Source organism: Prosthecobacter gellanilyticus, from assembly GCF_007992435.1.
GTDB lineage: Bacteria > Verrucomicrobiota > Verrucomicrobiia > Verrucomicrobiales > Verrucomicrobiaceae > Prosthecobacter > Prosthecobacter gellanilyticus.
In genome coordinates, this window is record NZ_BKAG01000033.1 from 50,876 (window position 1) to 77,405 (window position 26,530).

General features: G+C 61.1%; 18 protein-coding genes. 12 read left to right on the forward strand and 6 right to left on the reverse strand.

Going from position 1 to position 26,530, the window contains the following annotated elements:
* Positions 1–43 precede the first annotated feature (43 nt).
* The 3 genes from BGE01nite_RS19615 to BGE01nite_RS19625 all read left to right on the forward strand — a co-directional run bounded on the left by BGE01nite_RS19615 (position 44) and on the right by BGE01nite_RS19625 (position 2,706).
* Positions 44–1,459, forward strand: a complete 1,416-nt coding sequence (locus BGE01nite_RS19615) for a hypothetical protein (protein WP_146852803.1) — start codon at positions 44–46, stop codon at positions 1,457–1,459.
* A gap of 82 nt (positions 1,460–1,541) precedes the next feature.
* On the forward strand, positions 1,542–2,000 hold the full coding sequence (locus BGE01nite_RS19620) for a type III secretion system chaperone (protein ID WP_146852804.1): 459 nt from the start codon (positions 1,542–1,544) through the stop codon (positions 1,998–2,000).
* A gap of 43 nt (positions 2,001–2,043) precedes the next feature.
* A complete protein-coding gene (locus BGE01nite_RS19625) occupies positions 2,044–2,706 on the forward strand; it encodes a hypothetical protein (protein ID WP_146852806.1) in 663 nt (220 codons plus the stop codon).
* Here the strand turns inward: BGE01nite_RS19625 and BGE01nite_RS19630 are convergent.
* From BGE01nite_RS19630 to BGE01nite_RS19645, 4 genes are all read right to left on the reverse strand, one after another.
* Positions 2,703–3,500 carry a thymidylate synthase gene (locus BGE01nite_RS19630; protein ID WP_146852808.1) on the reverse strand — a complete coding sequence of 266 codons (798 nt, stop codon included), beginning with the start codon at positions 3,498–3,500 and terminating at the stop codon, positions 2,703–2,705. The genes BGE01nite_RS19625 and BGE01nite_RS19630 overlap by 4 nt on opposite strands.
* Before the next feature lie 70 nt (positions 3,501–3,570).
* Entirely contained in the window at positions 3,571–4,461 is an 891-nt protein-coding gene (gene ilvE / locus BGE01nite_RS19635; protein WP_146852810.1) for a branched-chain-amino-acid transaminase, read from the reverse strand.
* Positions 4,462–4,572: 111 nt separating this feature from the next.
* On the reverse strand, positions 4,573–4,815 hold the full coding sequence (gene rpmE / locus BGE01nite_RS19640; protein WP_146852812.1) for a 50S ribosomal protein L31: 243 nt from the start codon (positions 4,813–4,815) through the stop codon (positions 4,573–4,575).
* A gap of 185 nt (positions 4,816–5,000) precedes the next feature.
* Entirely contained in the window at positions 5,001–6,155 is a 1,155-nt protein-coding gene (locus tag BGE01nite_RS19645; RefSeq protein ID WP_146852814.1) for a prepilin peptidase, read from the reverse strand.
* A 75-nt stretch (positions 6,156–6,230) separates the two neighbouring features.
* Here BGE01nite_RS19645 and BGE01nite_RS19650 point away from each other — a divergent pair, with 75 nt between their 5' ends.
* Positions 6,231–6,914, forward strand: a complete 684-nt coding sequence (locus BGE01nite_RS19650) for a M15 family metallopeptidase (RefSeq protein WP_146852816.1) — start codon at positions 6,231–6,233, stop codon at positions 6,912–6,914.
* 171 nt (positions 6,915–7,085) lie between these two features.
* Here the strand turns inward: BGE01nite_RS19650 and BGE01nite_RS19655 are convergent, their stop codons facing one another.
* Both BGE01nite_RS19655 and gcvT read right to left on the reverse strand, forming a co-directional pair.
* Positions 7,086–8,066, reverse strand: coding sequence for an alpha/beta hydrolase (locus BGE01nite_RS19655; RefSeq protein WP_146852818.1), 981 nt, complete (start codon positions 8,064–8,066; stop codon positions 7,086–7,088).
* 84 nt (positions 8,067–8,150) lie between these two features.
* Complete coding sequence (gene gcvT, locus BGE01nite_RS19660; RefSeq protein ID WP_146852820.1) at positions 8,151–9,263, reverse strand: glycine cleavage system aminomethyltransferase GcvT; 1,113 nt, start codon at positions 9,261–9,263, stop codon at positions 8,151–8,153.
* A 398-nt stretch (positions 9,264–9,661) separates the two neighbouring features.
* On the opposite strand from gcvT, the gene BGE01nite_RS19665 reads away from it, so the two are divergent.
* The 8 genes from BGE01nite_RS19665 to BGE01nite_RS19705 all read left to right on the forward strand — a co-directional run bounded on the left by BGE01nite_RS19665 (position 9,662) and on the right by BGE01nite_RS19705 (position 26,363).
* Positions 9,662–10,411 (forward strand): YebC/PmpR family DNA-binding transcriptional regulator, encoded by a 750-nt coding sequence (locus BGE01nite_RS19665; protein ID WP_146852822.1) that lies wholly within the window; start codon positions 9,662–9,664, stop codon positions 10,409–10,411.
* Between the two features lie 21 nt (positions 10,412–10,432).
* Entirely contained in the window at positions 10,433–12,403 is a 1,971-nt protein-coding gene (gene rho, locus BGE01nite_RS19675) for a transcription termination factor Rho (RefSeq protein WP_246145763.1), read from the forward strand.
* Between the two features lie 152 nt (positions 12,404–12,555).
* Positions 12,556–16,764, forward strand: a complete 4,209-nt coding sequence (locus tag BGE01nite_RS19680) for an ATP-binding protein (protein ID WP_146852826.1) — start codon at positions 12,556–12,558, stop codon at positions 16,762–16,764.
* Between the two features lie 61 nt (positions 16,765–16,825).
* Complete coding sequence (locus BGE01nite_RS19685) at positions 16,826–17,824, forward strand: DUF72 domain-containing protein (RefSeq protein WP_146852828.1); 999 nt, start codon at positions 16,826–16,828, stop codon at positions 17,822–17,824.
* A gap of 124 nt (positions 17,825–17,948) precedes the next feature.
* Entirely contained in the window at positions 17,949–19,019 is a 1,071-nt protein-coding gene (locus BGE01nite_RS19690; protein WP_146852830.1) for a phosphodiester glycosidase family protein, read from the forward strand.
* Positions 19,020–19,162: 143 nt separating this feature from the next.
* Positions 19,163–19,867, forward strand: a complete 705-nt coding sequence (locus BGE01nite_RS19695) for a glycosyltransferase family 2 protein (protein WP_146852832.1) — start codon at positions 19,163–19,165, stop codon at positions 19,865–19,867.
* An 87-nt stretch (positions 19,868–19,954) separates the two neighbouring features.
* Entirely contained in the window at positions 19,955–20,917 is a 963-nt protein-coding gene (locus BGE01nite_RS19700) for a hypothetical protein (RefSeq protein WP_146852834.1), read from the forward strand.
* 343 nt (positions 20,918–21,260) lie between these two features.
* The gene (locus BGE01nite_RS19705; RefSeq protein ID WP_146852836.1) at positions 21,261–26,363 is read left to right on the forward strand and encodes a DUF1549 domain-containing protein; all 5,103 of its coding nucleotides are present in this window, start codon (positions 21,261–21,263) and stop codon (positions 26,361–26,363) included.
* Positions 26,364–26,530: the final 167 nt, after the last annotated feature.

Below are 26,530 nucleotides of genomic sequence, written 5' to 3' on the forward strand. Positions count from 1 at the left end.
GAGGTTTTACCTCACCCCGCAGACACCTTAACTCTCCTCTATTATGTCCAGCATCGGTAGCAGCTTCCGCAACTCGCAGGTTCAGTCCTCTGGTTCGCTTTCCCTGGAGCAACTGCCTCCTGAAGGCCCCAAACTGGGTGACCGCCAGGTGACCACCAATAACAAGCCGTCCATCGGCCGCTCCATCCTCAATTTCTTCTCGGGCATCGGTGACAAGATCACCTCGCTCAAGGATCGGGTGGTGAACTACTTTGCGGAGAAGTCGGCCGCCCGGAAAGAGGCGGCTCTGGGACGTGCGGCGGACAACATCGCGAACGCAATCGTCCAGGGGAATGTGACACCGAAGAAGATGACGAGTCTGCTCAACGAGCTGCAGAGCTGCGCGAAGAAGACGGGCACGGACGATCCGACGGGCAAGGCCGTGTCCACCCTGCGTGAGAAGGTGAGCGCCTTGCCCCCTGAGCAGCAGAAGGCTGTCCGCACCCACTTTGCCATGGATGACAACAGCGCTGGTTTGATGCGAGAATTCGACAGCCGCGTGGAGAAGCATGACCAGATGATGCAGGGCTTGGAGGAGATGGGACTCGCTGGAGAGGGGGATCGCGGGGACTCCGTGAAAGCGCGCCAGAACTTCAAGGGGCTCGTGGACGGCATTCAGCATGACTGCCGTCAGTATCTGATCGGGCCTCTCCAAGAGAAAATGCCCGGCGGTGTGACCATCAGTGACAACGGCGTCGTCACTGGCACCAGCACGATTTCACAGGTGCCGGATGTGGCGCCTAACCTCGCGGAGATCCAGGGGATGTCCATCGGTGACGGTGTGAAGGCCATCATGTCAGATGCTCTGAAACCTGAGCGCCTCACCGATCTTGGCGGTCAGAAAGTCATCACCCAGGCACCGAAGGACTTCTTCCGCATGGACCTGGAGATGCCAACCAGCCAGGGGACCTTCAAAACGCGTGACGACCCGGAAACGGGTGAAGCCGAGCGCAATTTGACGGTCGTCCAAAACCTCCGTGACTATGCCGGGTCTGACAATGCCACGACGGTGCTGTCCTCCGTGCTTGTGCAGACCACGCTGCGTCCCTTCCATGACTCCATCGCCACCGAAGGCGGAGACCAGGCGCTGCTCACCTTCGCGGCGAAGCGTGAGGGCTCTTACAAGGACGACCAGGGCGTGTCCCATGACCTGGGTCTGCTGACCAACTACGGCGGCGCCAAGCTGAAGCTCGACAAAATGGAGAACGGTGACTTTCGCGTGAAAGTGAGCTGGACCATGTATCCCGACCATGTGGGCCGTGGCTTCGCCAAAGAATCCATGCCGCTCTCCGAGGGTGGGGTGCTGAAGTCCGAGTTCTCCATTGAGATGGTGGTGGACAAGGCTGCCGCAGATCGTGGTGAGCTGGTGCTGACCTGCCCCACCGACCCGACGGTCACTTTTTCTGGCAAGCTGTTCTAAGATTATGTTAGAACTTCCAGGCCGCCGCTGAGGGCGGCCTGGCGCGTTTACCAACGACTCCTCTTTTTTCTCTCCCACTCCCATGACGACGAACAACCTGCAGGCCCTCGAGGCCCTCTCCGTGACCCTCGGCCTTCCTCTGGCCTTCAACCAGGACAACACCTGCGACCTCGTGATCGATGAAGCCGAGGTGGCGCTGCGCGGCGACCCTGCCAGCCATGTGCTGAAGCTCAGCGCCGTGATCGGCACCCTGGAGAACAACGAGTCTCCTGCTGGTCTGAAAATGCTGCTGAAGGCAAATTTTCAGGGCCAGGGTGTGGGCGGTGCCTGCCTGAGCATGGATCATCTGAGTGAAGATGTGGTGCTCTGCCAGAGCGTGGATGTCTCCCATCTCGGCCCTGAAGGCGTGGCTCCCGTGCTGGAGAAGTTTGTGAACTACCTGGAGTTCTGGCAGGCGAACCTGGCCAGACTGACGGCTGACGATACCGATCCGGATTCTGGGTCGGGCTCAGGTGACGCCGCAGGCCTGATCCGCATCTAACCAACTATGCGACCTTGGTGGCGATGGCGCCAGGGATACTCTTATGTCCGGCATTGATCCCAGCTTCCGCCATTCGCCGGTCCGGCCGTCAGGCTCGTTTGAGCCTGACTCTTCCGTGCCGCAAGACGGTGGACGGCTAGGGGAGAGAGAAGTGGTCACGAATCCGAAATCCTCAGGTAGAGGCCCGGCGACAGGCTTCTTCCAGGGGATCGCGGAGAGGCTCAAGTCATTCAAGAGCCGCATCGCGGACTACTTTGCGGCGAAGGTTTCCACCCACTACGAGACGTCTCTGGAGCTTGCGGCAGACGAGATGCTGGAAGCCGTGGTGAAGAAGAAAGCCACGGTCGATCACATGCTGAAGCTGATCGCCGAGCTGAGAAAGATCGCCGCCACCGGCGGAGCTGACAATCCGGTCAAAAAGGCGTTGGCCATTCTCCGGCAGCGGCTGGACATCGTGCCCGAGGAGCAGAGGAACGCCTTCCGTGCTTACTTCTCCACGGAGGACAACAGCACTGTGCTCATCCATGAGTTTGGCCGGCGCCTGCAGAAGCGTGACCAGTTGCTTCAAGGCATGGATGAAGCGGGGCTTGATGAGGGTGGCCAGCGTCCAGACAGCCTGGAAGACCTTCAAATCTTCCAGGAGCTGCTGGCTGGCATCCAGCATGAGTGCCGTCACCCTCCGAAAGAAAGTGGCGTCGTTGGTTAGACCGCGATCTCTGCCTTGATGGCGGGATGCGGGTCGTAGCCTTCGAGCGTGAAGTCCTCAAACTTGAAGGCGAAGAGGTCTTTCACGTCGGGATTGAGCTTCATCACAGGGAGCGCGCGTGGTTCGCGGCTGAGCTGGAGCTTCGTTTGCTCAAGATGATTCTTGTACAGATGCAGGTCACCGAAGGTGTGGACGAACTCACCGGGCTGAAGATCACAGACCTGGGCGATCATGAGCACGAGCAGGCTGTAACTGGCGATGTTAAACGGCACGCCGAGGAAGAGGTCAGCGCTGCGCTGGTAGAGCTGGCAGCTCAGCCTGCCTTCAGCCACGAAAAACTGGAACAGGCAGTGACAAGGAGGCAGCGCCATCTTGTCGATATACGGCACGTTCCAGGCGCTGACGATGTGACGGCGGCTGTAAGGGTTCGTCTTCAGGCCGTGAAGCAGCTTCACGATCTGGTCCACAGGCTCTGCCTCGGGCGTGCCCTGCCAGCGGCGCCACTGCGCGCCGTAGACGGGGCCGAGCTCACCGTCCTCATCCGCCCATTCGTCCCAGATGGTGACCTTGTTGTCGCGGAGATAACCCACGTTGGTATCACCCTTCAGGAACCAGAGGAGCTCGTGAATGATGCTGCGGAGGTGCAGCTTTTTCGTGGTGACGAGCGGGAAGGTGGTGCTGAGATCGTAGCGGCTCTGCTCGCCAAACACGGAATACGCCCCCGTGCCGGTGCGGTCCTCACGGTAGGAGCCATGGTCGAGGACTTTGCGGAGGAGGCGGTGATACTCGTGCATAAATGACGAATGCAGAATGCGGAATGACGAATGCCAACCTTCTGGTTAGTCATTCATCATTCGAGTTGGGTCACTTATAGGGAACGGGAGTGCCGGTGGAGTTCGCCAGAGCTTTGAACTTGGTGATGACCTCGGTGGTGAGCTTGCCGGGCTTGCCATCGCCGATGGGGCGGCGGTCATACTGCACGGCGGGGATGACCTCGGCGGCAGTACCGGTGAGGAAGCACTCATCCGCGGTGTAGATCTCATGACGGCTCATGGTGATCTCGTGGACCTGCAGGCCCATCTCACGCATCACCTCGATGACGGCCATGCGGGTGATGCCATTCAGCGCGCCGCTGGCGATGGTGGGTGTGTAGACCTGGCCGTTCTTGATGATGAAGATGTTGTCGCCCGTGCACTCGGCCACGTAGCCCTGCTCATTGAGCATGATGCCTTCCTCACACCCGGCCTGGATGCACTCGATCTTGGCCATGATGTTGTTCAGGTAGTTCAGGCTCTTCACCTGCGGGCTCAGCGCGGCCGGTGTGGGGCGGCGGGTGGCGCAGGTGATGAGGTTCAGTCCGGTCTCGTACTTCTCCTTCGCATACAGCGTGATGCCGCTGGCGATGATGATGATGCCAGCCTTCGGGCACTGGTAGGGGTTCAGACCCAGGGAGCCGACGCCGCGGGTGATGACGAGGCGGATGTAACCGTCACGCAGGTTGTTCGCGGCCACGGTCTCGACGGTGGCCTTCTCCATCTCCTCGATGCTGATGGGGATGGTGAGGCAGATGCTGCGGGCGCTTTCATACAGGCGCACCAGATGCTCGGTCAGGCGGAAGACGCGGCCGTTGTAGATGCGGATGCCTTCGAAGCAGCCATCGCCATAGAGCAGGCCGTGGTCGAAGACTGACACTTTGGCTTCAGATTCAGGAACGAGTTTGCCGTCGAGGTGGATGAGCAGGGGGGCGGTGGCCATGATGGGTGAGCGCGGAGATTGGCAGGAGTGGATCAGTTTGCAAAAACAAACATCGCGGAGGCCACTGGGGCTTCCGCGATGCTGAAAAGTCTGAAAATGGAGCTGGGGCGATTACGCGGAGGCGTCGCTGAGCTTCGGAGCGGCGCGGCGGGCACGGGTGCTGCCGTAACGCTGGGCGAACTTGTCTACTCGGCCGGCGGTGTCGACGAAGCGCTGCTCACCGGTGAAGAAGGGGTGGCAGCCGGCGCAAATGCCGATACGGAGGTTCTGCACGGTGGACTGGGTGTTGTAAACAGTGCCGCAGGTGCAGGTGATCGTGGTTTCGTAAGTCGTTGGGTGACCTTGTTCTTTCATGGGGGTAGGTGGGGTGATCACGTGGACCCGTCGAGGCAAAAAGTGCTTTCGCCGGGGCGTGAAGGGGGCCGAGATAGTGCCACAGCCGGACCGGGGGTCAACGGCTTTTTGGGTCGCAGAACCGTGGTTCCGGATCCTGGGGGCGAAGATAAGTCCCGGGTATTCAGGACGGGAGCCACAGAAGGCTAGCGAAGCTTCGGGGTCATGAGGTCCATGTACCAGTTCAGGATCTCAGGGCCGTAGAAGACCCAGATGATGGCTCCGGCGGCGAGGTAGGGGCCGAAGGGGATCTTTTGACCCCACTCACTGCGGCCGATGAGGCGGGAAAGGCCGGCGATGACGGTGCCCAGCACGGAGGCGGCCAGGATGGTGAAGAGCACGCTCTTCCAACCGGTGAAGGAGCCGATCATCATGAGCAGAAGCACGTCCCCAAAGCCCATGGCTTCACGCGGGATGACGATGTTTGTGGTGGTGCCTTGCAGGTGGGTCACGCCCTCCATGGGGAACTCATCGAGATTGCCGTCAGCATGGCGGACCTTGAGTTTTTCCATCCAGAGCTCGGCGGTGACATTCGTGTAAGCCTTGTCATTCGCCTCCAGGGACGGGCAGGTGATGATCATGCGGTCGCTGGCGCGGGAGAAGATGTCTGCCCAGCTGGTCTTTTCCTCGCCGAGGGTGACAACGGGTGGTTCCTCGTCATTCGGCTGGGTGACGCTCCAGGCGGTGGCGGAGTCAAAGACATGGCGCTTGCGGCCGAAGGCGAGTTTGCCGAGCTCCACCACCAGCCACAGTCCGCCGAGGCCGAGGGCTGCGCTGGCCAGGGAGATCATGAAACCGCGCAGATGCTCCTGCTCACCGACGAGTGAAGGGACGATGCTGGCGCTGATGAGGCCCAGCACCGTGCCTCCCATGGTGATCTCATGCGGCAGGATGTAGTGCTCGATGTCGATGAAGCTGCCGGCGACGAGGAGGCTGGTGAAGAGCCAGAGGCAGAACATGGCCGGACCCCACTCTTGAATGGCCGCCCAGTCGCCCCCGAGCTTCCAGAAGATGCCATAGAAGAGAAGACCGGTCAGCAGCTCGACCCCGAGATAGCGCGGCGAGATGGAGCAGCCGCACTTCGCGCATTTGCCGCGTAGCAGGATCCAGCTCACGAGGGGGATGTTCTGCCACATGGGGATTTGGTTCTTGCAGGAAGGGCAGAAGGAGCGGCGCGGCTGGTTCACGGACATGCCGCGCGGCAGGCGGTAGATGACCACATTTAAAAAGGAGCCGATGCCTGCGCCCATGAAGAAAAACAGGAAGTGAAGCAGGGCGTTGAGGATCTGGAATCGGGTCATGCTGGCGCGCGGAAGTGGAGGATGCGGCGGAAACTTGCCTTGCGATGGTAGACAACGGAAGCAAAAAAAGCCCTCATGTTTATCCGGATCTTCCTGTCGCTCTCCGCTGCTGCCACGCTGCTGCTAACCGGCTGTGCCGCAGGCCCGGGAGGCTGGATTGACAAAAAACAGGTCACTGCGGCGGCACGGGCCAAGGGACTGGTGGATGTGCGTGCGGCCATCCCGGGCATCCGGGTGGACCTGCGCTATGCCACACGGCACAATGTGACGGGACGTCCGCTCTACCCGCGGAACATGCCCTGCCTGCTGCGTGCCGCCACGCTGGAGAGGCTGAAGGTGGCGCAGGCCGCGCTGAAAGCGCAGGGCTATGGCGTGAAGATCTGGGATGCCTGGCGGCCGCCGGAGGTGCAGAGACTGCTCGTTTCCAAGGATGGCGAAAGCGGCATGTTCATGGATCCCGAGACCAGCGGCTGGTCACGGCACTGCGGCGGTGTCTCGCTGGATGCCACGCTGGTGGATGCCTCGGGTCATGAGATGCGCATGCCGACGGCCTTTGACGAGAACTTCGCGCAGGCAGGGAGTGACCAGATTCCTGCGGACCCAGTCGTGCGGCAGAATCTACAAATCCTGCACAGTGCCATGCGTGCCGCAGGCCTGAAGCCGCTGCCGGCCGAGTGGTGGCACTTTGATGACATTGATCACATCAGCCATCCGGTGCTGGTCGTGAAAGGCGAGGACATCGGGATTCTTGTCAGGTGATGGAGGTTGATATGCGCGGAGTGTCCTGGAAGGCCTAACGAAAAGGTTTGCGCGGATTGATGGCGCAGGTCAGTCGTGGTTCATTCGTCTTCAGGTTTTCGCGATTCAAACGTGCCCGATCCAAAGCTCCAGAGGGCTGGAGCACTCCAGGACGCTTCGCGACTGCCGGGCTTATTTCTGGGCGGGAGGTGGCAGGGCTTTCAGGGATGTGGTGTCGATCTCCACGGTGGCGCCACGCAGGTGTTTGCTCACGAACTGTTCGCCGCGGACCTTGGCTTCGGGGTGGTTCACAGAGCTGTGGCCGCCATCGGTGATGGGGACGAGCAGGGAAGGGACGCCAGCTTTCTGCAGGGCGGCGTGGATGGTTTCGGCGTGACGCCAGGAGACGCGCTGGTCGGCCGTGCCATGGAAGGTGATGAAGGGCGGATCGTCCTTGGTCACGTAGGTCAGGGGAGATGCGGCGACGGCTTCGGCATGCTTTTCCTCATAAGTGCCGCCGAGCAGGCCGATGACGGCATCGTCCTTGGTGATGGGCTTGCCTTCCTTGTCGAACATGAGCGCCTGGGTGAAGTCCTCGGGGCCGCACTGGTTCACCACGGCCTGCACGCGGCTGCTGAACTGAGTGTTGGGCCCAAGCGTGCCTTCAAGCTCCTTCACATCCCCGCTGGTGCCTAACAAGGAGCTTAGATGACCTCCGGCGGAGCTGCCCCAGACGGCGATGCGGTCGGGATCGAGGTTGTATTCCTTCGCGTGGGCGCGGATCCAGCGGATGGCGGCCTTGCAATCGTAGATCTGCTCCGGCCAGTGGGCTTCCTTGGTCAGACGGTAACCGACAGCGACGGTGGCGAAATCGCCGGTGCGGGCGAGCTGGATGGCGAGAGCGGCGTAACCAATTCTATCTCCATTCACCCAGCCGCCGCCATGGATGAGAGCCACGACGGGGAGCGGCTTGTCGCTTTTGCGTTCCTTGGGCAAGTAGAGGTCCACCCGCTGCTTCGGGTTGTCATTGCCCGCGTAGGGCTGGTCCAGATGCAGCTCGATCTTGTTCTGCCCGGCCACCTTCAGCGCCCGCTGCTGGGGCGTGAGAGCTTCCTGGGCGGAGGCTGAAGCAGAGGCGAGGAGGGCGGCGAGAAGCAGCGGCGGGAGTTTCATGGTGCTATGAGAACGCCAGCATTCCCTGATTTTTAAACAGGAGATTTGGAGATGGGGGAGGGATGGATCCTCTCAAGCCTCACATCACACTCCGTCTTTGCGGTAGAAGGGCTTCTTCACGATCTCGGCGGGGAAGCGGCGGCCGCGGATCTCGATCTCGATGGCGGTGCCGATCTTGGCGGCCTCTGTGGGCAGGTAGACCATGCCGATGCCGGCGCTGAGGCTGGGAGATTGCGTGCCGCTGGCGACCTCGCCGACGATCTCGCCATTGTAAGCGACGGGATAATGCGGGCGTGGTGGTGGAGCGGTGCCGGTCATCTTGAAGGCGGCGAGCTTGCTGGGCAGGCCGGCTTTCTTTTGGGAAGTCAGGGCAGCTTTGCCGGTGAAGGCTTCTTTTTCCATCGCCACGAAGAAGCCGAGGCCTGCCTCAAGCGGGGTCTTGGCGGGAGAGAGGTCATTGCCATTGAGCGGGTAGCCCATCTCGAGGCGGAGGGTATCACGAGCGCCGAGGCCGCAGGGCACACCACCTTCTTCACGCACCGCAGCGACGATTTTATCAAACCACGCGGAGGCGTTGGAGGCTGGCGAGAAGAACTCAAAACCGTCCTCTCCGGTGTAGCCGGTACCGCACAGCCACATGAAGCCGGCATCATCCGCCGAAACAAAAATGCTGTTGTGCGGGGGGAAGACGGCCTCGCTGCCGAAGATCTTTTCAAACACGGCGCGGCTCTTGGGGCCCTGCACGGCGAGACCGGCGGTGGCATCGCTCAGATTCGCCATGTGCACGTCTTCCTCGGAAGACAGCAGGCTGCGCAGGTGCGCCCAGTCCACATCGATCATGGAGGCATTCACCACGACGAAGTATTCAAGCTGGCTGGTGCGGTAGAGGATGAGGTCGTCAATCACCCCGCCGGCATCATTGAGCATGAGGGAGTACTGTCCCTGGCCGATCTCGAGTTTGGAGACGTCGTTCGTGAGGGAGCGGTTCAGGAAGGCGAGCGCGTCATCGCCACTGACGATGAACTGGCCCATGTGGGAGATGTCAAAGACGCCCACGGCTTTGCGCACGGCCTGATGCTCCGGCACGATGCCGGAGTACTGCACAGGCATCTCCCAGCCGGCGAAGGGGACCATCTTGGCGCCGAGGGCAACGTGGTTTTCAAAGAGCGGGGTGCGGAGCAGCGGGGTGTCTGACATGCGTGGAGGTTGGCGGGGGCGGTGTGGATGTCAAAGGCAGGGAAGCGGGCTCATGGGGAAGGAGGCTTCGGCAGCGCACAATGGCCGGGGGGTGCAAAAAACACCTTGCAAGGCGGCCCGCCATCCCGCAAACTCCAGCTGTTCACGGTTCCCTCAGCGAGGCGAACCCCTGGTGTCCGCTCCAAAGATGGGAGCTGTGTTTCTGACGGCGGAGTCCTTCACGAAACTCATTCTGTGTCAACAGGCCCCCCGGCCTGCTTTGAAGCGGAGACCGCGGCAAGGCCGCTTTCTTTCTCATTTGCTACTTCAGTTCCCAGCCAGGGACGAACCCGCCTTTGCACGCGGTCTTCTCCCTCGCCCAGGGACCCTCCCCCCACCCATACTTCAGCAAAGCAACCATGGCAGGTCACAATAAGTGGTCGAAGATCAAGCGCTCCAAGGCGGTGATCGATGCAAAGCGCGGCGGCGTCTTTTCGAAGATGTCCAAGGAGATCACCATCGCTGCCAAGCACGGTGGCGGGAATCCCGACCTGAATGCCCGTCTGCGCACGGCCATCCTGGCTGCGAAGGCTGCGAATGTGCCGAATGACAACATCGACCGTGCCATCAAGAAAGGCACGGGCGAGCTCGGCGGAGTGATCATCGATGAAATCACCTATGAGAGCTACGGCCCGGGCGGCGTGGCCTTCATGGTGGAAGTGGTGACGGACAACCGCAACCGGGTGGCCAATGACTTCCGGGTGCTGCTTTCCAAAAACGGCGGCACCTTTGCCGATGCGGGCAGCGTGGCCTACCAGTTCAGCCGCAAGGGCGAGCTGCGCTTTGACAAAGGCAACCTCACCGAAGATGCCGCCATGGAGCTGGCTCTCGAGGCCGGCGCGGATGACGTGCAGGATGGCGGTGACGAGTGGCTGATGTACACGGCCACAGACCAGCTTTTCCAGGTGGTGAGCGCGCTGAAAGAGAAAGGCGTCACGGCCAACGCACCCAAGCTCATCCACAAGGCGAACACGCCCATCGTGCTCACTGACATCGAAACCGCGAAGACGGTGATCAAGCTCTACGACCTGCTCGACGAGTATGACGACACCCAGAACGTGCATTCCAATTTCGAGATCGACGACAGCATCGCCGACTCTCTTGACTAACCTATTTTCCAACAAATGCCCATGAGCACCGAACTCCAGCCCGAGGAGAAGCCGAAGAAGAAAGCTGCCGCCAAAAAGGTGGCCGCGAAGAAGGCTGCGCCGGCCCCTGCCAAGAAAGCTGCTGTGAAGAAAGTGGCCGCCAAGAAGGTCGCGACGAAGAAGCCAGCGAAGGTCATCGAACCTCCCGCTGAGCTGGAACTGAATCTCGAAGTTCCCGCCGCGCCTGAAACCGCGAATGCTGACGTGCCTGCGAAGAAGACGCGCCGCACCGCGCTGCAAAAGAAGGCCGCGGAGATCCTGGCGAAGATGCAGGAGTCCATGGTCGTGGCTGCGAGTGCTCCTGTGGAAGCCGCTCCGGCACCTGTCGCGAATGCGGTGATCGCCGCCGCGCTGGATGCTGAACCGATGTCGGCCCCTGAAGCTGCTGTGGAAGTGCCGCCGCCAGCCTTTGTGAAGGCAGCGCCTGCTGCTGTGCCCGCACCTGCGGCACGCGCCGCTGCTCCGGCTGCGAGTGAGGATGATTCCGATGAAGGTGGTGATGACGAGCCTCCGCAAGAGGGTCAATCTGGTGGTGCTGGGGATGCCGGTGGCGGCCAGGATCAAGGGCGCAAAAAGACACGCTGGGAGCGCTGGAAGGAGCGCCGTGAACGGTTCAAAGCTGAAAAGGCCGCGCGTCGCCTCGCCCAGCAGGGTGGTGGTCAGGGCGGCCACCAAGGCGGTGGTGACCGTGATCGTGGTCATGTCAGCGCTGAGCGCAGCCAGGGCGGCTATCAACCGCAGCACTCCAATGGTGGTCATCAGCCACAGCAGAACGGCAGGCATGCGCAGTCTCATCGGGACACTCACGATGACGATGCACCCATGTCCCCTGAAGTGGTGCTGGGTCCGCCTGAAGCCTCCGAAGGTGTGCTGGAAATGAACCCCAAAGGTCATGGTTTCCTGCGTTCCCGTGAGCGTATGTTCGCCCAGCATCCTGCGGATCCTTTTGTGCATGCGGACACCGTCCGCCAGCTCGGTCTGCGTGAAGGCATGCTGATCAAGGGCATCTCCCAGAAAGGCCCGCGCGGCCTGATGGTGACCAGCATCACCGATGTGAACGGCCGCACGCCGGAGTCGGTGCGTGATCTGCCGCTCTTCGAAGAGCTGAAAGCCATCAATCCGAACAAGCGCATCCAGTTTGAAACCACCAAGGAGCGCATCACCACGCGTGTGATCGACATGTTCACGCCGGTTGGCCGTGGCCAGCGCGGCCTCATCGTGGCACCGCCGCGCACGGGCAAGACGACGCTGCTGCAGCACATCGCCGAGTCTATCGTGCAGAATCATCCGAGCATGCATCTCATCATCCTGCTGGTGGATGAGCGCCCGGAAGAAGTGACCGAGTTCAAGCGCATCTTTGCCAACGCCGAGGTGTATGCGAGCTCGAACGATCAGGACGTGAGAAGTCACACGCGCATCGCCATGTTCGCCATCGAACGCGCGAAGCGTCTGGTGGAGGCTGGTGAGCATGTCTTCCTGCTCATGGACAGCATCACGCGTCTAGCCCGTGCCTTTAACAACGCCAAGTCCGGCGGTGCCACCATGAGTGGTGGTATGGCCGTCGGTGGCATGGAGATCCCACGCCGTCTTTTCGCCGCTGCGCGTAATACTCGCGGGGCTGGCAGCCTCACCATCCTTGCCACCGCGCTCATTGAGACCGGCAGCAAGATGGACGATGTGATTTTCCTCGAGTTCAAAGGCACCGGCAACATGGAGCTCGTGCTCGATCGCAAGCTGGCGGAGCAGTATTACTATCCGGCGGTGAACATCTTCAAATCCGGCACGCGCCGTGAGGAACTGCTGCTGCAGTCCTTCCAGCTCGACAAGATCCACATGCTGCGCCGCGGTCTCGCGGGTGGCAAGCCGATCGATGCGATCCAGCGTGTGATCACCCTCTGCGAGCGCTACCCCAGCAATGCGCAGATGCTGGTGGATCTGCCCGGCAAGGCCTGAGGACCGGCCCCAAGCCGGTGACATGTTTCTGACAAGCCACGGTGCCCGCCGTGGCTTGTTTGTGTGCATCCTTTGAGCAAATTCCTGATCTCGTGCTGTTGCGGAGTACAGCCGCTCCTGCTTACCTGCGCGTAGTCTACCGTGCTCGCGCCATGACTTCCGAACCCGCCACGACTCAAAGTGCTGATGCCACCTTTGACGCGGGGGTGTTCTTTGGTGGTGGAGAGATGGGCGCGCGCACTCGTGCGCTGGACTGGGATGCGACACCGATGGGTCCGGTGGAGCAATGGCCGGCGGCGCTGAAGTCCACCCTGGGCATCTGCTTGAACTCGCGCTTTCCGATGGCGGTTTACTGGGGTGAGGAGGGCTTCCTTTTCTACAATGATGCCTGGCGGCCGATCCTGGGGGACAAGCACCCATGGGCGCTGGGATGCGGGGCCCGTGAAGTGTGGCCGGAGATCTGGCAGGACATCGCCCCGCTGTTTGCCAGCGTGCGCACCACCCGCGAGGGGACATGGCGCGGAGATGCGCTGCTGCCGATGCATCGCTCGGGCTATACCGAGGAGTGTTACTTTGACTACACCTTCAATCCCATCATGGGAGCCACAGGTGTGGTGGAGGGCATCCTGAATGTGGTGCAGGAGACAACTCACCGTGTGCTCAATGACCGCCGCACCCGGCTTCTGCATGCACTGGCGACGGCGACGGCGGATGCGAAGACGGCGAACCAAGTTTGCGAACGTGCGGCGCGCACCTTGCAGGACTTCGTTCATGATGTGCCTTTCGCGCTGATCTATCTCACGGCGGGAAAAGGGGCGAATCTGGCTGCCGCAGCGGGGGTGCTGCCTGAGAGTGAGATGGCGCCTGAATTTATCTCGCTCGGGGAAGATCAGACGGACGAGATGTGCTGGCCCCTTTTCAAGGCCATGGAGGACAAGCTGCATGTGCATCTGAAGGATGGCGCGGCACTACCCGGTGGCCCGTGGCCGGAGCCGACCCATACAGCCATCGTGGTCCCTCTGAAGAAGGGTGCTTTTGAGGAGCCTTTCGGGTTCCTTGTGGCAGGCACAAGTCCGCGGCGGAGTCTGGATGAGAGCTACGAGTCCTTCTTTGATCTGCTGGCGGGCAGCATCGCCAGCAGCATCGGCAATGCGCGCGCCTTTGAGCAGGAGAAGACGCGCGCCGAGGCCCTGGCGGAGCTTGATCGCGCGAAGACCGCCTTCTTCTCCAATGTGAGTCATGAGCTACGCACGCCGCTGACGCTCATGCTGGGGCCGATCGAGGAGGAACTGCGCGATGATCCAGAGAATGAGCGCCTGGAGTTGGCGCACCGGAACTCGGTCAGGCTGCTGAGGCTGGTGAACACGCTGTTAGACTTTTCACGCATCGAGGCGGGGCGCATCCAGGCAGTGTATGAGCCGGTGGATCTGGCGGCTCTCACCACGGAGCTGGCGAGCGGATTTCGTTCGGCCATCGAGGGGGCTGGGCTGCAGCTTGTGGTCCAATGCCCGCCGCTGCCGCAGCTGGTGCATGTGGACGTGGAGATGTGGGAGAAGATCGTGCTCAACCTTTTGAGCAATGCCTTCAAGTTCACCTTTGAGGGTGAGATCATCATCGCGCTGCGCTGGCGGGGTGATGCGGTGGAATTGGTGGTCACGGACACAGGATCGGGTATTCCTGCGGCGGAGCTGCCGCATATCTTCGAGAGATTTCACCGGGTGCGCGGCACGCGCTCGCGCACGCATGAAGGCACGGGCATCGGCCTCGCGCTGGTGGAGGAGCTGGCGCGCCTGCACGGTGGCTCGGTGAGTGTGGTGAGTCAGGAAGGACGGGGCAGTGTGTTCACCGTGACCATCCGTGCGGGCACGGCGCATCTGCCAGCGGATCGTCTGGGAGCACCGCGGACACTGGACTCGACAGCGACGCGCGTGGGGAGCTTTGTCGCCGAAGCCCGGCGCTGGCATGATGGCGGCGGGCTGGCCGACGAGGCAGACCGGGAGGCGAAGGACATCCGTCCTGCCAAGGCGGATGCCAGCCAGCCCACGCGCATTTTGCTCGCCGATGACAATGCGGACATGCGCGAGTATGTGACGCGGCTGCTGGCCCCGCATTATGACGTCACGGTTGTGGCGGACGGGCAGGCGGCGCTGGAGGCCGCGCGCTCGCAGCCGCCGGATCTGGTGCTCACGGATGTCATGATGCCGAGGCTGGATGGATTCGGGCTGCTGCGGGAACTGCGCGCTGACCCGGCGCTGAGCACGCTGCCGGTGATCCTGCTGTCCGCACGGGCAGGTGAGGAATCACGGGTCGAAGGCATGGCGGAAGGCGCGGACGACTATCTCGTGAAGCCGTTCAGCGCGCGAGAGCTGATCGCACGTGTCGAGGCGCATCTGAAGCTCGCGCGTGTGCGGTCTCGCGCGGAGAAGGCCATGCGCGAGTCAGAAGAGCGTTACCGCGGCATTGTGAACCAGACTGTGGCCGGCATTGCGGAGCTGGATCTCGCGGGCCGCTTCCTGATGGTCAATGACCAGTACTGCGAGACGACTGGCTATTCCCGTGAGGAACTGATGGAGAAGGGCATGGAAGGGATCACGCATCCCCAGGATGTGCCGGCCTACCAAAAATTGCTCATCGCGCTGGTGGAGGAGGATGTGCCGTTTGAAATGGAGATGAGCCATGTGCGCAAAGATGGTTCGGTGGTGTGGGTGCACAGCAGCGTCTCGGTCATCCGTGATGCCTCGGGCAAGGCGCTGTCCGTGATTGCCATCACCATCGACATCACGGCGCGCAGGCTGGCGGAAGACCAGCTGCGCGAGAGCGCCCAGCTGCTGCGTAGCGTCAATGACAGCACCAGCGAGCTGATCTACATGAAGGATCTGGGCGGGAAGCTGACCTATGCGAACCTGGCGACCCTCCATGTGCTGGGCATGAACGAGGACGACGCGCTGCGTGTGTCCGAGCCGGAGCGCTATCTGGACAAGGCCGAGGTGGATGAGATCATGGCCAATGACCGGCGGGCCGCCGAGGGCAGCGAGGCGATCAGCGTGGAGGAGGTCCTCACCTGTGCGGACGGGCAGCGGCGCGTCTATCTCTCCACCAAGACCCCTTTGCGGGATGCGAGCGGCAAGGTGATCGGTATCATCGGAGTGAGCCGTGACAACACGGAGCGCAAGCGTGCGGCTGAAGCGCTGGCGAAGGCCAAGGAGGTGGCTGAAGCCGCCAGCCGCGCGAAGGACGACTTCCTCGCCGCGCTCAGCCATGAGCTGCGCAATCCGCTGAACCCCGTGCTGCTGGCCTCAGGTGAGATGTCCAAGGACACCTCGCTGTCAGCGGAGACACGCGAGCAGCTGGTGATGATCCACCGCAACATCCAGCTCGAGGCGCGGCTGATCGATGATTTGCTTGATCTGACTCGCATCGGCCGTGGTTTGCTGCGCCTCGACACCGCGCCCACGGATGCGCATGTGCTGCTGCTGCATGTCGAAGAGATTGTTCGGCCAGATGCCACGCTGGCGCATGTGGAGCTGAAGCTCAGCCTGGAAGCTGAAGAGCATCATCTGCTGGGTGATGCGGCGCGGCTGCAGCAGGTGTTCTGGAACCTGATGAAGAACGCGATCAAGTTCAGCGCAGGTGCTGGACGCGTGTGTGTGCGCACCTTCAATCCAGCGCCGGGCAGGCTGGCGATCACGGTGTCTGACATGGGCATCGGCATCGCGAAGGAAGCGCTCGGGCGGATTTTCCTGCCGTTCGAGCAGGGAGAGGTGGGGGCGCAGCATCGGTTCGGCGGCCTGGGACTGGGCCTGGCGATCTCCAAGGCTGTCGTGGACCTGCATGGAGGTGAGCTGGGGGCGGAAAGCGCCGGTCCGGGGCAAGGCGCGATCTTTACGGTGGAGCTCGCCACTGCGGACACGACAATGATGGAGGCAGAACCTCCCGCGCAGCATGGGCCGATGGAATCTGCGCCGGTGGAGTCCCTGACCTTGCTGGTGGTGGAGGATCATGAGGCGACGCTCAACATCCTGAAGCGCCTGCTTCAGCACGATGGTCACTGTGTGCGTGCGGCAGGCAATGTGGCGGATGCGCTGGCGCTGGCCGCTGAGCATGAATGTGATCTGGTCGTCAGTGATCTGGGACTGCCGGATGGCAGCGGTCTCGATCTCATGCGCGCGCTGCGTGAGCGCCATGGGTGGCGAGGTATCGCCCTCAGCGGCTATGGCACGGATGATGATGTGCGGCAGGCGCGCGAGGCAGGCTTTGCCGCGCATCTGCTGAAGCCTGTGGACATGGACGATCTGCGCCGTGCGATCCGCGAGGTGAGGGAAGGGGCCACAGGGAGGTTCACGGGAAGCACGGCGTATTGAATGAGGTCTGTATTTCGGTCTTGAAACCGTGGACCTGTATCGTTTGAAAGCTGAAGCACCCATGTTCACCTCATCTATTCTACCGATTGCCGAGCTGCGGCAGGCATTGGCGGAACTGGCGGAGCAGAATGTGTATGTGGGCACGTCATCGTGGAAGTATCCTGGATGGTCCGGGCTGCTCTATGATGAGCAGCGGTATCTGTATCGCGGGAAGTTCACGAAGAGCCGGTTTGAGCGGGACTGCCTGGAGGAGTATGCGCAGGTCTTCCGCACGGTGTGCGTGGATGCGGGTTACTATCAGTTTCCTTCGCCGGACTACATCCGTGGCTTGTGCGACCAGGTGCCGGAGGGCTTTCGCTTTTCCTTCAAGGTGACGGACGAGATCACGGCGCGCACCTTTCCGAACCTGCCCCGGCATGGGAAGAAGATGGGGCAGCGCAATCCGCACTTTCTCAATGCGGAACTCTTTCGCGCGGCCTTCCTGGACTCGATGGAAAGGCATCGTGAGAAGATCGGTGTGCTGATGTTTGAGTTCAGTCATTTTCATCCGCGTGACTTTGACCGTGGTCGTGAGTTTGTGGAGATGCTGGATGCGTTTCTGGGGCAGCTGCCGCCGGGCTGGCAGTATGGCGTGGAGGTGCGGAACAAGTCGCTGCTGCAGCCGGAATATTTTGCGATGCTGGCGAGGCATGGCGTGACGCATGTGATGAACAACTGGACGCACATGCCGACCGTGAACGAGCAGATGCAAATGCCTGGAGTGCTGAGCGCGGGTGACTTCACGGCGGCGCGGTTTCTGCTGCGGCCGGGGAGGACCTTTGAGCAGGCGGTGAAGCTCTTTGAGCCCTACAACGCCACGAAGGACATCAATGAGGAGGCTCGTGAGGCAGCGGCGGAGATCATCCGCATGCGGGCTGAGGCGGCAGAGAAGGCAAAGACGCGGCCGACCTATCTCTACTGCAACAACCGGCTGGAGGGGAATGCACTGTTTCTGATCCTGGCGGTGTTGATGAAAACCGGGAAGTTGAAGGGCTTGGCTGGTTCGCAAGCGGCGAAGTGATCTGAAAGGGTGTGCGTTGGGTGGCTTTGGTGGTGTGTATCGATTGAACTTCGAGAGCGCCGGAGGGCTGGCGCGGTCCAGGACGCTTCGCGACTGCGGGGCTGGTGATCCATTCGCTGCTCGCATGACTTTACTAGACGGCAAAGCGAGGCATCATCTGGGCCTCTCCTGGATGCCGAAAGTGACGCCCCCCAAGCCCAGGCCCAAGTGGCTGAAAAAAATCCTCCTGACGCTGCTGGTCACCGGCATCGTGAGCTGGGTGTTTGGCGAGATGTATTTTAATCTGGGCAGCAATGCGGTGGCGGTGCTGGTGAAGGATTCCAGGCAGGCGCTGGAGGTGCGCACGAAACGTGGCGAATGGCGCAGGGCAGCGGCCATGACACCGGGGGATTTCAATCAGGCCATGCTGCTGCGTCACAATGAAGACGGCCTGCGCTGGAGCACGCTGAAGGTGCGCAGGCCTGCTGGAAGGCTGGCGGGCATCGCGCAAAGCATTTTGGGCGCGGAGGTGCATGTGCTGGTGATCAAGCCGGAGATCTTTGAGTTCACGACGAGCTTCCTGCCGAAGTTTCAAGTCACCACGGCGCATGAGCGTCTGAAAGCGGAGCGGCTGAACTTTGCCATCACGGCGAACTTCCGTGATCCGAAGGGCAAGCCGCTGGGCTATGTCTATCATGAGAGCCGGCAGCTCAATGCGGCCTTCAAGGAGTGGAGCGGCAGTTTCTTCGTGAAAGGTGGGCGGCCTTACTTTGGTCCAAAATCTCTGCTCGATGAAGTGCCGGGGCCGATCGAGGAGGCGACGCAAGGTTATCCAGCGGTGATGAAGAACCACACGGTCTTCTCTTATATCGACAAGGATCCGGATGCTTTCTTTGATGGCTCGAAGGTCACTTATCGTGCGCTGGCTGGCATGCGGCGTGACGGCGCGATCATCTTCATTCTTTCCGGTGACGGGGGAGTGATGACGGTGAGCGAGGCCGCCGAGCTGGCACGGAAGATGGATGTGCAGCATGCCACGCTGCTGGATGGTGGTCGTGCTTTGCAATACAGCCTGGTCACGGAAGATGGCCCGTGGCACTTCGCGGCGGTGAACACGGAGCTGGACCTGCCCTGGAAGCCTCTGGATCCGCAAAGGTCGCCGGTGTACATCGGCGTGAGAAAGCGGGCGCCGCAGATTATTAGTGTGGGGCGGTAGAGAAGCGGAGATTCAACCGCAGATAACACAGATGGGCGCAGATGTTCTGAAAGTGAGGCTCCCATGAATGTTTTGTCATGTTTTCCAGCTTGCCTCCTTTAGCATGAACGAGATGGGTGGAGATTCTGTCCGTCCACCCCCACATGCCGTCATCGCCCGCCATTTCCGTTGTTGTGCCTCTTTATAATGAAGAGGGCAATATTGTTGAGCTTCAGAAAGAAATCGCCGCGGCGCTGAACGGAAGGGATTATGAATTGGTGCTGGTGGATGATGGCAGCACGGATGCCACGGTGAGCCGGGTGCAGCGCGATGAGCGTGTGCGGCTGCTGGAATTCGAGAAGAACGCCGGCCAGAGCGCGGCCATGCATGCGGGCATCCACTCGGCACGCGGAGATGTGATCGTGACGCTGGATGGTGATCTGCAGAATGATCCGGCGGATATTCCGGCGATGATCACGAAGCTGGAAGAAGGCTGGGACCTCGTCTGCGGCTATCGGGCGAAGCGGAAGGACACGACCTTCAAGCGCTTGCAGAGCCGCATTGCGAACGGGGTGCGGTCACGCTTTGTGGGTGACAATGTGCGTGACACGGGCTGCACGCTGAAGGTGATGCGCCGTGAGTGCAGAGAGGCTCTGCTGCTGTTTCATGGCATGCATCGCTTCATTCCGGCACTGATCGGCGGCATGGGCTGGAAGGTCACTGAAGTGCCGGTGAACCATCGCCCGCGTGTGCATGGTGTGAGCAAATATGGTTTCGGCAATCGTGCGCTGAAAGCCACGATGGACATGTTCGGCGTGCGGTGGCTGAACAGCCGGAGAAGGAGCTATCGTATCAAAGAGCAGGCTTGATCAGATTCTTCGTTCGCGCAGATTCTATCTTGACCATGATGGCCTGACTCTTGCATTCTGCCTTCTTTTCGTGGCGCCACTGCTGGCATGAATTTACGCGAACAACTCCGAAACATCCTTCCCGAGATCCTTCCCCAGGATCCCGAGGAGGCGATCAAGGGCACGGAGCTCATCCGTCTGGTGCGCCTGCGGCTCGGAGACGACTACAGTGATGCGACGCTGCGCTATCACTTCTCCATCCTGTCTTATGACAGCACCTCGCCGATCGCGAAGGTGGACCAGGGTCAGGGGTATTATCAGCGTATCAAGAAGCTCTCCGGGCTGAACGGCTCTGGACGGCTGCTTTTTGGCGGCGGTGACCTGGACGAGGATGAGATGCAGATGCGCTTTCAGCGTGTGCTGGCCATCTATGAGCGGCTGTGTCTGCTGCGCTCGCAGTTCACTTTCCAGCTTAACGGCGGCCATGGCTCGGTCCCTGAGGTCAAAGGTCTTTGGGACATTCCGGACCTGGTGGCCGCAGAATGGGACATCGAGACCGGTAGTGACGAGGTGGCGCGTTTTGACGCGGGCATGATGGATCTGCGCCGGCATCTCGGCGGACCGGAGACGAGCCTGATCGGGGTGCAGATCAAATTTGGCCTGACGCTGGACAACTGTGCCTCCGAGTTTTTCCAAGCGGTGAGTGCCAGCCGGTGGACACTTCAGAGTGAGCTGGTGATCGCGGAACCGCTGAATGACGAGGCGCTGGTGGAGGCTCTGCGCAGCCTGGGGCATCAGTTTGGCGTGGGAGTCAGCAGCCTGGGCTTGCAGATCGACCAGGTCGATGACCTGCCCTCTGCCCGCGAACTGCGGGCGATGAGCCTGGACCAGTTTGAAAAAGTGCAGGAGAAGATGCGCCCGCAGCGGATCACGATTGCCGCGCCAAGGCAGCGGATCGACTGGCAGGCGCTGTCCGCCCTGCGGAAGAAGTATGAGCCGGTGTCTGAGATGGTGCGCTGGCTGAGAGAGTGCCTGGCCAAGGGGCAGCCGTGTGCGTCTTTGGGACAGTAGGCTGGGCAAAAGTAGCCATCACGGCGTCTGTCGCCGCCCAAACACCCTTCCCACGCAAGACCTCAAACCACCACGCATCCGCGAAACAAAGAAAGCTCCGCTGGTTCCGGCAGGCTCTCTCAAATCGAAGCCCCAGCGTGTTTTCCCACTCCTCAGCTCATCACACGGAGTGTGATGGCTACTTTCCCGTCCCGGGACATGGACGATCCCGCTGTGACGGGGGCGGCTGCGCAAGAGGTGAGGCCTGATTGGCGTTTCCCGCCTCCTGTCCTGTGCTGTCCCGATTGGCTCATGGCCTGCCTGAACCCTTTCCGGACCCTGACCTGGTATCTTCCACCCGCCTATGAAACCCACCCTGTATACACTCATCGGCCTCGCGCTCTTTGGCTCATCCGTGCATGCTGCCGCGCCGAAGAAAGAGGAGACGATCGATCCCTCGAAGCCGGTGTCGTTTTACAAGCACATCCGTCCGATCCTGCAGGCGAACTGCACGGGCTGTCATCAACCTGCGAAAGCCAAGGGTGACTACATCATGACGGACTTCGCCAAGCTGCTCGCTGGTGGTGAGGATGGGAATGCCATCGTCGCGGGCAAGCCGGAGGAATCGAATCTGATCAAGCTCTCCACCCCGAATGCCGAGGGCAAGGTGGAGATGCCGCCGAAGGGTGATGCGCTGCATGATTCCCAGATCGCGCTGATCAAGAAGTGGATCAGCGAAGGGGCGAAGGATGACACGCCTGCCTCGGCGATGGCGCACTATGATATGGAGCACCCTCCGGTGTATGTGACGGCACCGGCAGTGACATCGATGGAGTACTCACCGGATGGCACACAGCTGGCGGTGGCGGGTTATCATGAGGTGCTGGTGCACAAGGCGGACGGCAGCGGCGTTGTCGCACGTTTGGTTGGGCTGGCGGAGCGCATCCAGAAGCTGGCGTGGTCACCGGATGGTAAGAAGATCCTGGTCACTGGCGGCAGCCCGGCGCGCATGGGGGAGATCCAGATCTGGGATGTGGAGAAGAAGAAGCTCGACCTCTCCAAATCGCTGACTTTTGACACGCTGTATGGCGCGAGCTGGTCGCCCGATGGCAAGTTCATCGCCGTGGGTTGTGGTGACAACGGCCTGCGCGCTTTTGAAGCTGCCACAGGCAAGGAAGTGGTCTTCATGGGCGGTCACAGTGACTGGGTGCTGGACACCGTGTGGGGCCTGGAAGGCAAGCTCATCGCTTCCTGCGGACGTGACATGAGCGTGAAGCTCACGGAAGTGGCCACGCAGCGCTTCGTGGACAACATCACCTCCATCACGCCGGGTGCGCTCAAGGGCGGTGTGCAGGCTCTGGCCCGGCATCCGCTGCGCAATGAGATCCTCATCGGCGGCACGGACGGCATGCCTGCGATCTATCGCATGGAGCGCATCACGAAGCGTGTGATCGGTGACAATGCGAACCTGATCCGCAAGTTCCCGGTCATGGAAGGGCGCATCTTTGGCGTGGACTTCGCGCCGGATGGCAAGCGCATCGCCGCCGGTGCCTCGCATGAAGGCAGCGGTGCGGTGAACATCTATAGCAGTGATTATGACAGCGAGATGCCCGCGGGCGTGAAGACCATCGTGGAGACGCGTGAAGGCAAGGGCAAGGAGCTGGATGAGTGGATCGTCAAAGATGTGAAGCAGCTCAGCAGCACCCCGATGCCCTGCGGCATCTTCACGGTGAGCTTCAGCGGTGATGGCAAGTATGTCGCGGCTGCAGGCCAGGATGGCCGGATTCGTCTGATCGATGCTGCGACGGGCGCCATTGCCAAAGAGTTTGTTAGCGTGCCGCTGGTCGCGGACAAGGCGCTCGCGGCCAGTGAGGTCCTCGCGGATGACAGCGTGCGTGCCACGGCGAAGAAGGATGCCAAGGTGGAGACACTGGTGCCGGGTCTGACGGTGGCGAGCATCGAAGTGGAGCCGAAGAGCGTGAGCATCGCCAAGCCCACCGAGTATGCACAGCTTCTGGTGACCGCGACGATGAGCGATGGCACGAAGGCGGATGTGACCCGCATGGCCAAGCTGACCAGCGCCAATGAAGCGGCGGCGACGATCAACGAGCGCGGGCTGGTGCGCCCGGCCAAGGATGGCAAGAGCGAGGTGAAAATCGCCTTCATGGGCAAGGCCGCGAATGTGCCGGTGAATGTCACGGGCATGAACGTGGCGCTGAAGCCGGACTATGTGCGTGATGTGATGCCGATCACCAGCAAGCTGGGCTGCAACATGGGCACCTGCCATGGGGCGAAGGATGGCAAGGCGGGCTTCAAGCTGAGCCTGCGTGGGTATGACCCGATCTATGACGTGCTCGCATTCACGGATGAACTGGCGAGCCGTCGCGCGAACTCGGCCTCGCCGGAGCATTCGCTGATGCTGCTGAAGGCCAGCGGCTCCGTGCCGCATGAGGGCGGCCAGTTGACCGTGCCGGGAGAGCTTTATTATGAGACGCTGAAAGCCTGGATCAGCCAGGGTGCGAAGCTTGACCTGAAAACGCCGCGTGTGACGAGCATCGAGGTGTTTCCGAAGAACCCGGTGCTGGAGCGCATCGGGCATCGCCAGCAGATGCGCGTCGTGGCCCGCTATGCGGATGGTTATGTCAAAGACGTGACGGCCGAGGCCTTCATGGACAGCGGCAATGGCGATGTGATCGAGGCGGACAAGTCCGGTCTGATGACCAGCCTTCGCCGTGGCGAGGCGGCCATCCTGGCGCGCTTTGAAGGAGCCTATGCAGCAACGACCATCACCGTAATGGGGGACCGCACGGGCTTTGCCTGGAAGGAGCCTGAGAAATGGACGAAGATTGACGAACTCGTTGCCCGCAAATGGGAGCGCATGAAGATCGAGCCAAGCGGCCTGTGCAGCGATGAGGATTTCATCCGCCGCTTGCATCTCGACCTCACCGGCCTGCCACCGAAGGCAGAAGAGGTGCGTGCGTTTGTGGCCGATACCCGTGACACGCGCACGAAGCGCAACGAGGTGATCGACAAGCTGATCGGCAATCCGGACTTCGTGGACCACTGGTCTAACAAATGGGCTGACATGCTGCAGGTGAACTCCAAGTTCCTCGGTGCCGAGGGTGTGAAGATCCTGCGTGAGTGGATCAAGCAGCAGGTGGCGGAGAACACGCCGTATGACCGCATGGCCTACCGCATCATCACGGCCACGGGCTCGAACAAGGACAATCCGGCGGCGGCCTATTACAAGACGGTGCGCACGCCTGAGGAGCTGGTGGAGAACACCACGCACCTCTTCCTGGCCACACGTTTCAACTGCAACAAGTGCCATGATCATCCTTTCGAGAAGTGGACCTGGGACCAGTATTATCAGACTGCGGCCTTCTTTGCGCAGGTGGACCTGAAGACAGATCCTGCCAGCGCTGGCAAGACCATCGGCGGCACGGCCGTGGAAGGCGCGAAGCCGCTCTTCGAACTCGTGGGTGACAAGAAGGAAGGGGAGATGAACCATCTGCGCACAAACAAGCCAGTGGCACCGCAGGTGCCGTTTGATGCGGAACTGGTGAGCAAGACCGCGACGAGCCGTCGTGAGCAGTTTGCCACCTGGATGACCAGCCCGGACAATGACTACTTCGCCATGAGCTATGCGAACCGCATCTGGGGTTACCTCACTGGCACGGGTGTGATCGAGCCGCTGGATGACATCCGTGCGGGCAATCCGCCGAGCAATCCGGAGCTGCTGCAGTATCTGACGAATGAATTTGTCACCAGCGGTTTCAATGTGCGCCACCTGATGAAGATCATCACGCAGAGCCGCAGCTATCAGCTCGCCCTCTCCACGAACAAGTGGAACGAGGATGACAAGGTGAACTACAGCCACGCGAAGGCTCGTCGCCTGCCAGCGGAAGTGCTCTTTGACTCCGTGTTTGCGGTGACTGGCTCCATGCCGAACATCCCGGGTGTGCCGAAGGGCACGCGCGCCGCGCAGCTCATCGATGGTCAGACGCAGCTTCCGGATGGTTTCCTAACCAACTTTGGCAAGCCCGCACGTGAATCCGTGTGCGAGTGCGAGCGCAGCAATGATGTGAACCTGGGGCCTGTGATGGCGCTTATGTCCGGCCCGACCGTGGGTGATGCCATCAGTGATCCGAACAATGCCATCGCCAAGCTGACCGACGAGTTCAAAGACGATGCGAAGCTCGTGGAAGAGATCTTTGTGCGCATCCTGAACCGCCAGCCGACGGGTAAGGAGATCAATGCCGCGCTCGCCAGCATGGCCAGCATGGATGGAGAGAACAAAGTGCTCGCCGCTGAATGGCAGGCCAAGGAGGCCGAGCAGAAGCCGGTGATCGACAAGGCTGAGGCGGAGCGTGTGGCGCTCATCGATGCCACCAAGAAGGAACTCGAAGCCTACAGGGTGAAGATTGCCCCGGACGTGAAGAAAAAGGAAGATGCGCGTCTTGCTGCCATTAAGGCCGCTGAAGGGAAGGTGAAGGCCGCCTTTGACACGGCTCCGATGAACCAGCCGAAGTGGGAGAATTACCTCGACCTCAGCACCGAGTGGCATCCGTTGGATGTGAAGGTGCAGCGCGCCGGTGGTGTGGAGAAGCTCGAGGTGCTGCCAGATGGTTCCGTGCTCGCCAAGGCCATGCCAGAAGGCCGCCAGACGGCGGGCAATTATCAGCTTCTCGGCAAGACCGATCTGGCGAACATCACTGCGATCAAGCTGGAGATGCTGCCGGATGACCGCCTGCCTAACAATGGACCTGGTCTCGCACCGGATGGCAATTTTGTGCTCAGCGAGCTCGTGGTCACCAGCATGCCTGGCGATGCCAAGCGCGCTCGCGGTGCCGGTGTGGCGCAGACGCTGAAGAATCCGAAGGCTGACTTCGAGCAAGCAAACTTTGCCGTCACCGAGGCGCTGAAGAAGGGCAATCGTGATCGCGGCTGGGCCGTGAGCCCTGAAGGCGGGTTCCGTCACGAGGCCATCTTCTCCTTTGAGAAGCCAGTCACGCATGAAGGCGGCACTTCGTTCTCCGTGCAGCTGATCAGCGGTTTCCAAAACGGCAAGTATAATCCCGGTCGCTTCCGCCTGTGGGTGACGAACAGCCCGATGGTCCGCTTCGGCGTGCCTGCCACGGTCGCCGCCGCCGCCAAAGCTGCGAAGCGCACGCCTGAGCAGACAGCCGTGCTGACGCAGCACTTCCTCAACCAGTTCCGCGACTATCAGAGCCAGAAGAAAGTCCTCGCAGGTGCCCGCAAGCCTGTGCCGGTTGATCCGCAGCTCATTGCCCTGGAAGGCAAGCACACCAATTCGCAGAAGCCCATCACGATCGATCCGAAGCTGGTCCAGCTTCGCCGTGACGCAGACCTGAGCGCGAAGCAGCTTGGCAACAAGCGCCTCACCGCCGCGCAGGATCTGGCCTGGGCGCTGATCAACTCACCGGCGTTCTTGTTTAATCATTGATTGGGCTAGTAGTGTCTTTGATGAGCTTGTGACCTTGGAAGGGGCACAAGCTCATTATGTGAATGAAGCCTTGATTGCGTGGAGCGTCCTGGACTGCGCGGGTCCTGCCGCGCTTTGGAAGGCCGATGGAGGATTTTCGTGCAGGCTGATTGCGACGTTGTGGGAGG

Coding starts and splice junctions, on each gene's coding strand:
- ilvE (WP_146852810.1), bottom strand. CDS start 4,461: ATGGCCACCGCCCCCCTGCTCATCCACCTCGACGGCAAACTCGTTCCT.
- BGE01nite_RS19655 (WP_146852818.1), bottom strand. CDS start 8,066: ATGAAACTCCCGCCGCTGCTTCTCGCCGCCCTCCTCGCCTCTGCTTCA.
- BGE01nite_RS19620 (WP_146852804.1), top strand. CDS start 1,542: ATGACGACGAACAACCTGCAGGCCCTCGAGGCCCTCTCCGTGACCCTC.
- BGE01nite_RS19690 (WP_146852830.1), top strand. CDS start 17,949: ATGACTTTACTAGACGGCAAAGCGAGGCATCATCTGGGCCTCTCCTGG.
- rho (WP_246145763.1), top strand. CDS start 10,433: ATGAGCACCGAACTCCAGCCCGAGGAGAAGCCGAAGAAGAAAGCTGCC.
- BGE01nite_RS19700 (WP_146852834.1), top strand. CDS start 19,955: ATGAATTTACGCGAACAACTCCGAAACATCCTTCCCGAGATCCTTCCC.
- BGE01nite_RS19625 (WP_146852806.1), top strand. CDS start 2,044: ATGTCCGGCATTGATCCCAGCTTCCGCCATTCGCCGGTCCGGCCGTCA.
- BGE01nite_RS19645 (WP_146852814.1), bottom strand. CDS start 6,155: ATGACCCGATTCCAGATCCTCAACGCCCTGCTTCACTTCCTGTTTTTC.
- rpmE (WP_146852812.1), bottom strand. CDS start 4,815: ATGAAAGAACAAGGTCACCCAACGACTTACGAAACCACGATCACCTGC.
- BGE01nite_RS19630 (WP_146852808.1), bottom strand. CDS start 3,500: ATGCACGAGTATCACCGCCTCCTCCGCAAAGTCCTCGACCATGGCTCC.
- BGE01nite_RS19650 (WP_146852816.1), top strand. CDS start 6,231: ATGTTTATCCGGATCTTCCTGTCGCTCTCCGCTGCTGCCACGCTGCTG.
- BGE01nite_RS19680 (WP_146852826.1), top strand. CDS start 12,556: ATGACTTCCGAACCCGCCACGACTCAAAGTGCTGATGCCACCTTTGAC.
- BGE01nite_RS19705 (WP_146852836.1), top strand. CDS start 21,261: ATGAAACCCACCCTGTATACACTCATCGGCCTCGCGCTCTTTGGCTCA.
- BGE01nite_RS19695 (WP_146852832.1), top strand. CDS start 19,163: ATGCCGTCATCGCCCGCCATTTCCGTTGTTGTGCCTCTTTATAATGAA.
- BGE01nite_RS19665 (WP_146852822.1), top strand. CDS start 9,662: ATGGCAGGTCACAATAAGTGGTCGAAGATCAAGCGCTCCAAGGCGGTG.
- BGE01nite_RS19685 (WP_146852828.1), top strand. CDS start 16,826: ATGTTCACCTCATCTATTCTACCGATTGCCGAGCTGCGGCAGGCATTG.
- BGE01nite_RS19615 (WP_146852803.1), top strand. CDS start 44: ATGTCCAGCATCGGTAGCAGCTTCCGCAACTCGCAGGTTCAGTCCTCT.
- gcvT (WP_146852820.1), bottom strand. CDS start 9,263: ATGTCAGACACCCCGCTGCTCCGCACCCCGCTCTTTGAAAACCACGTT.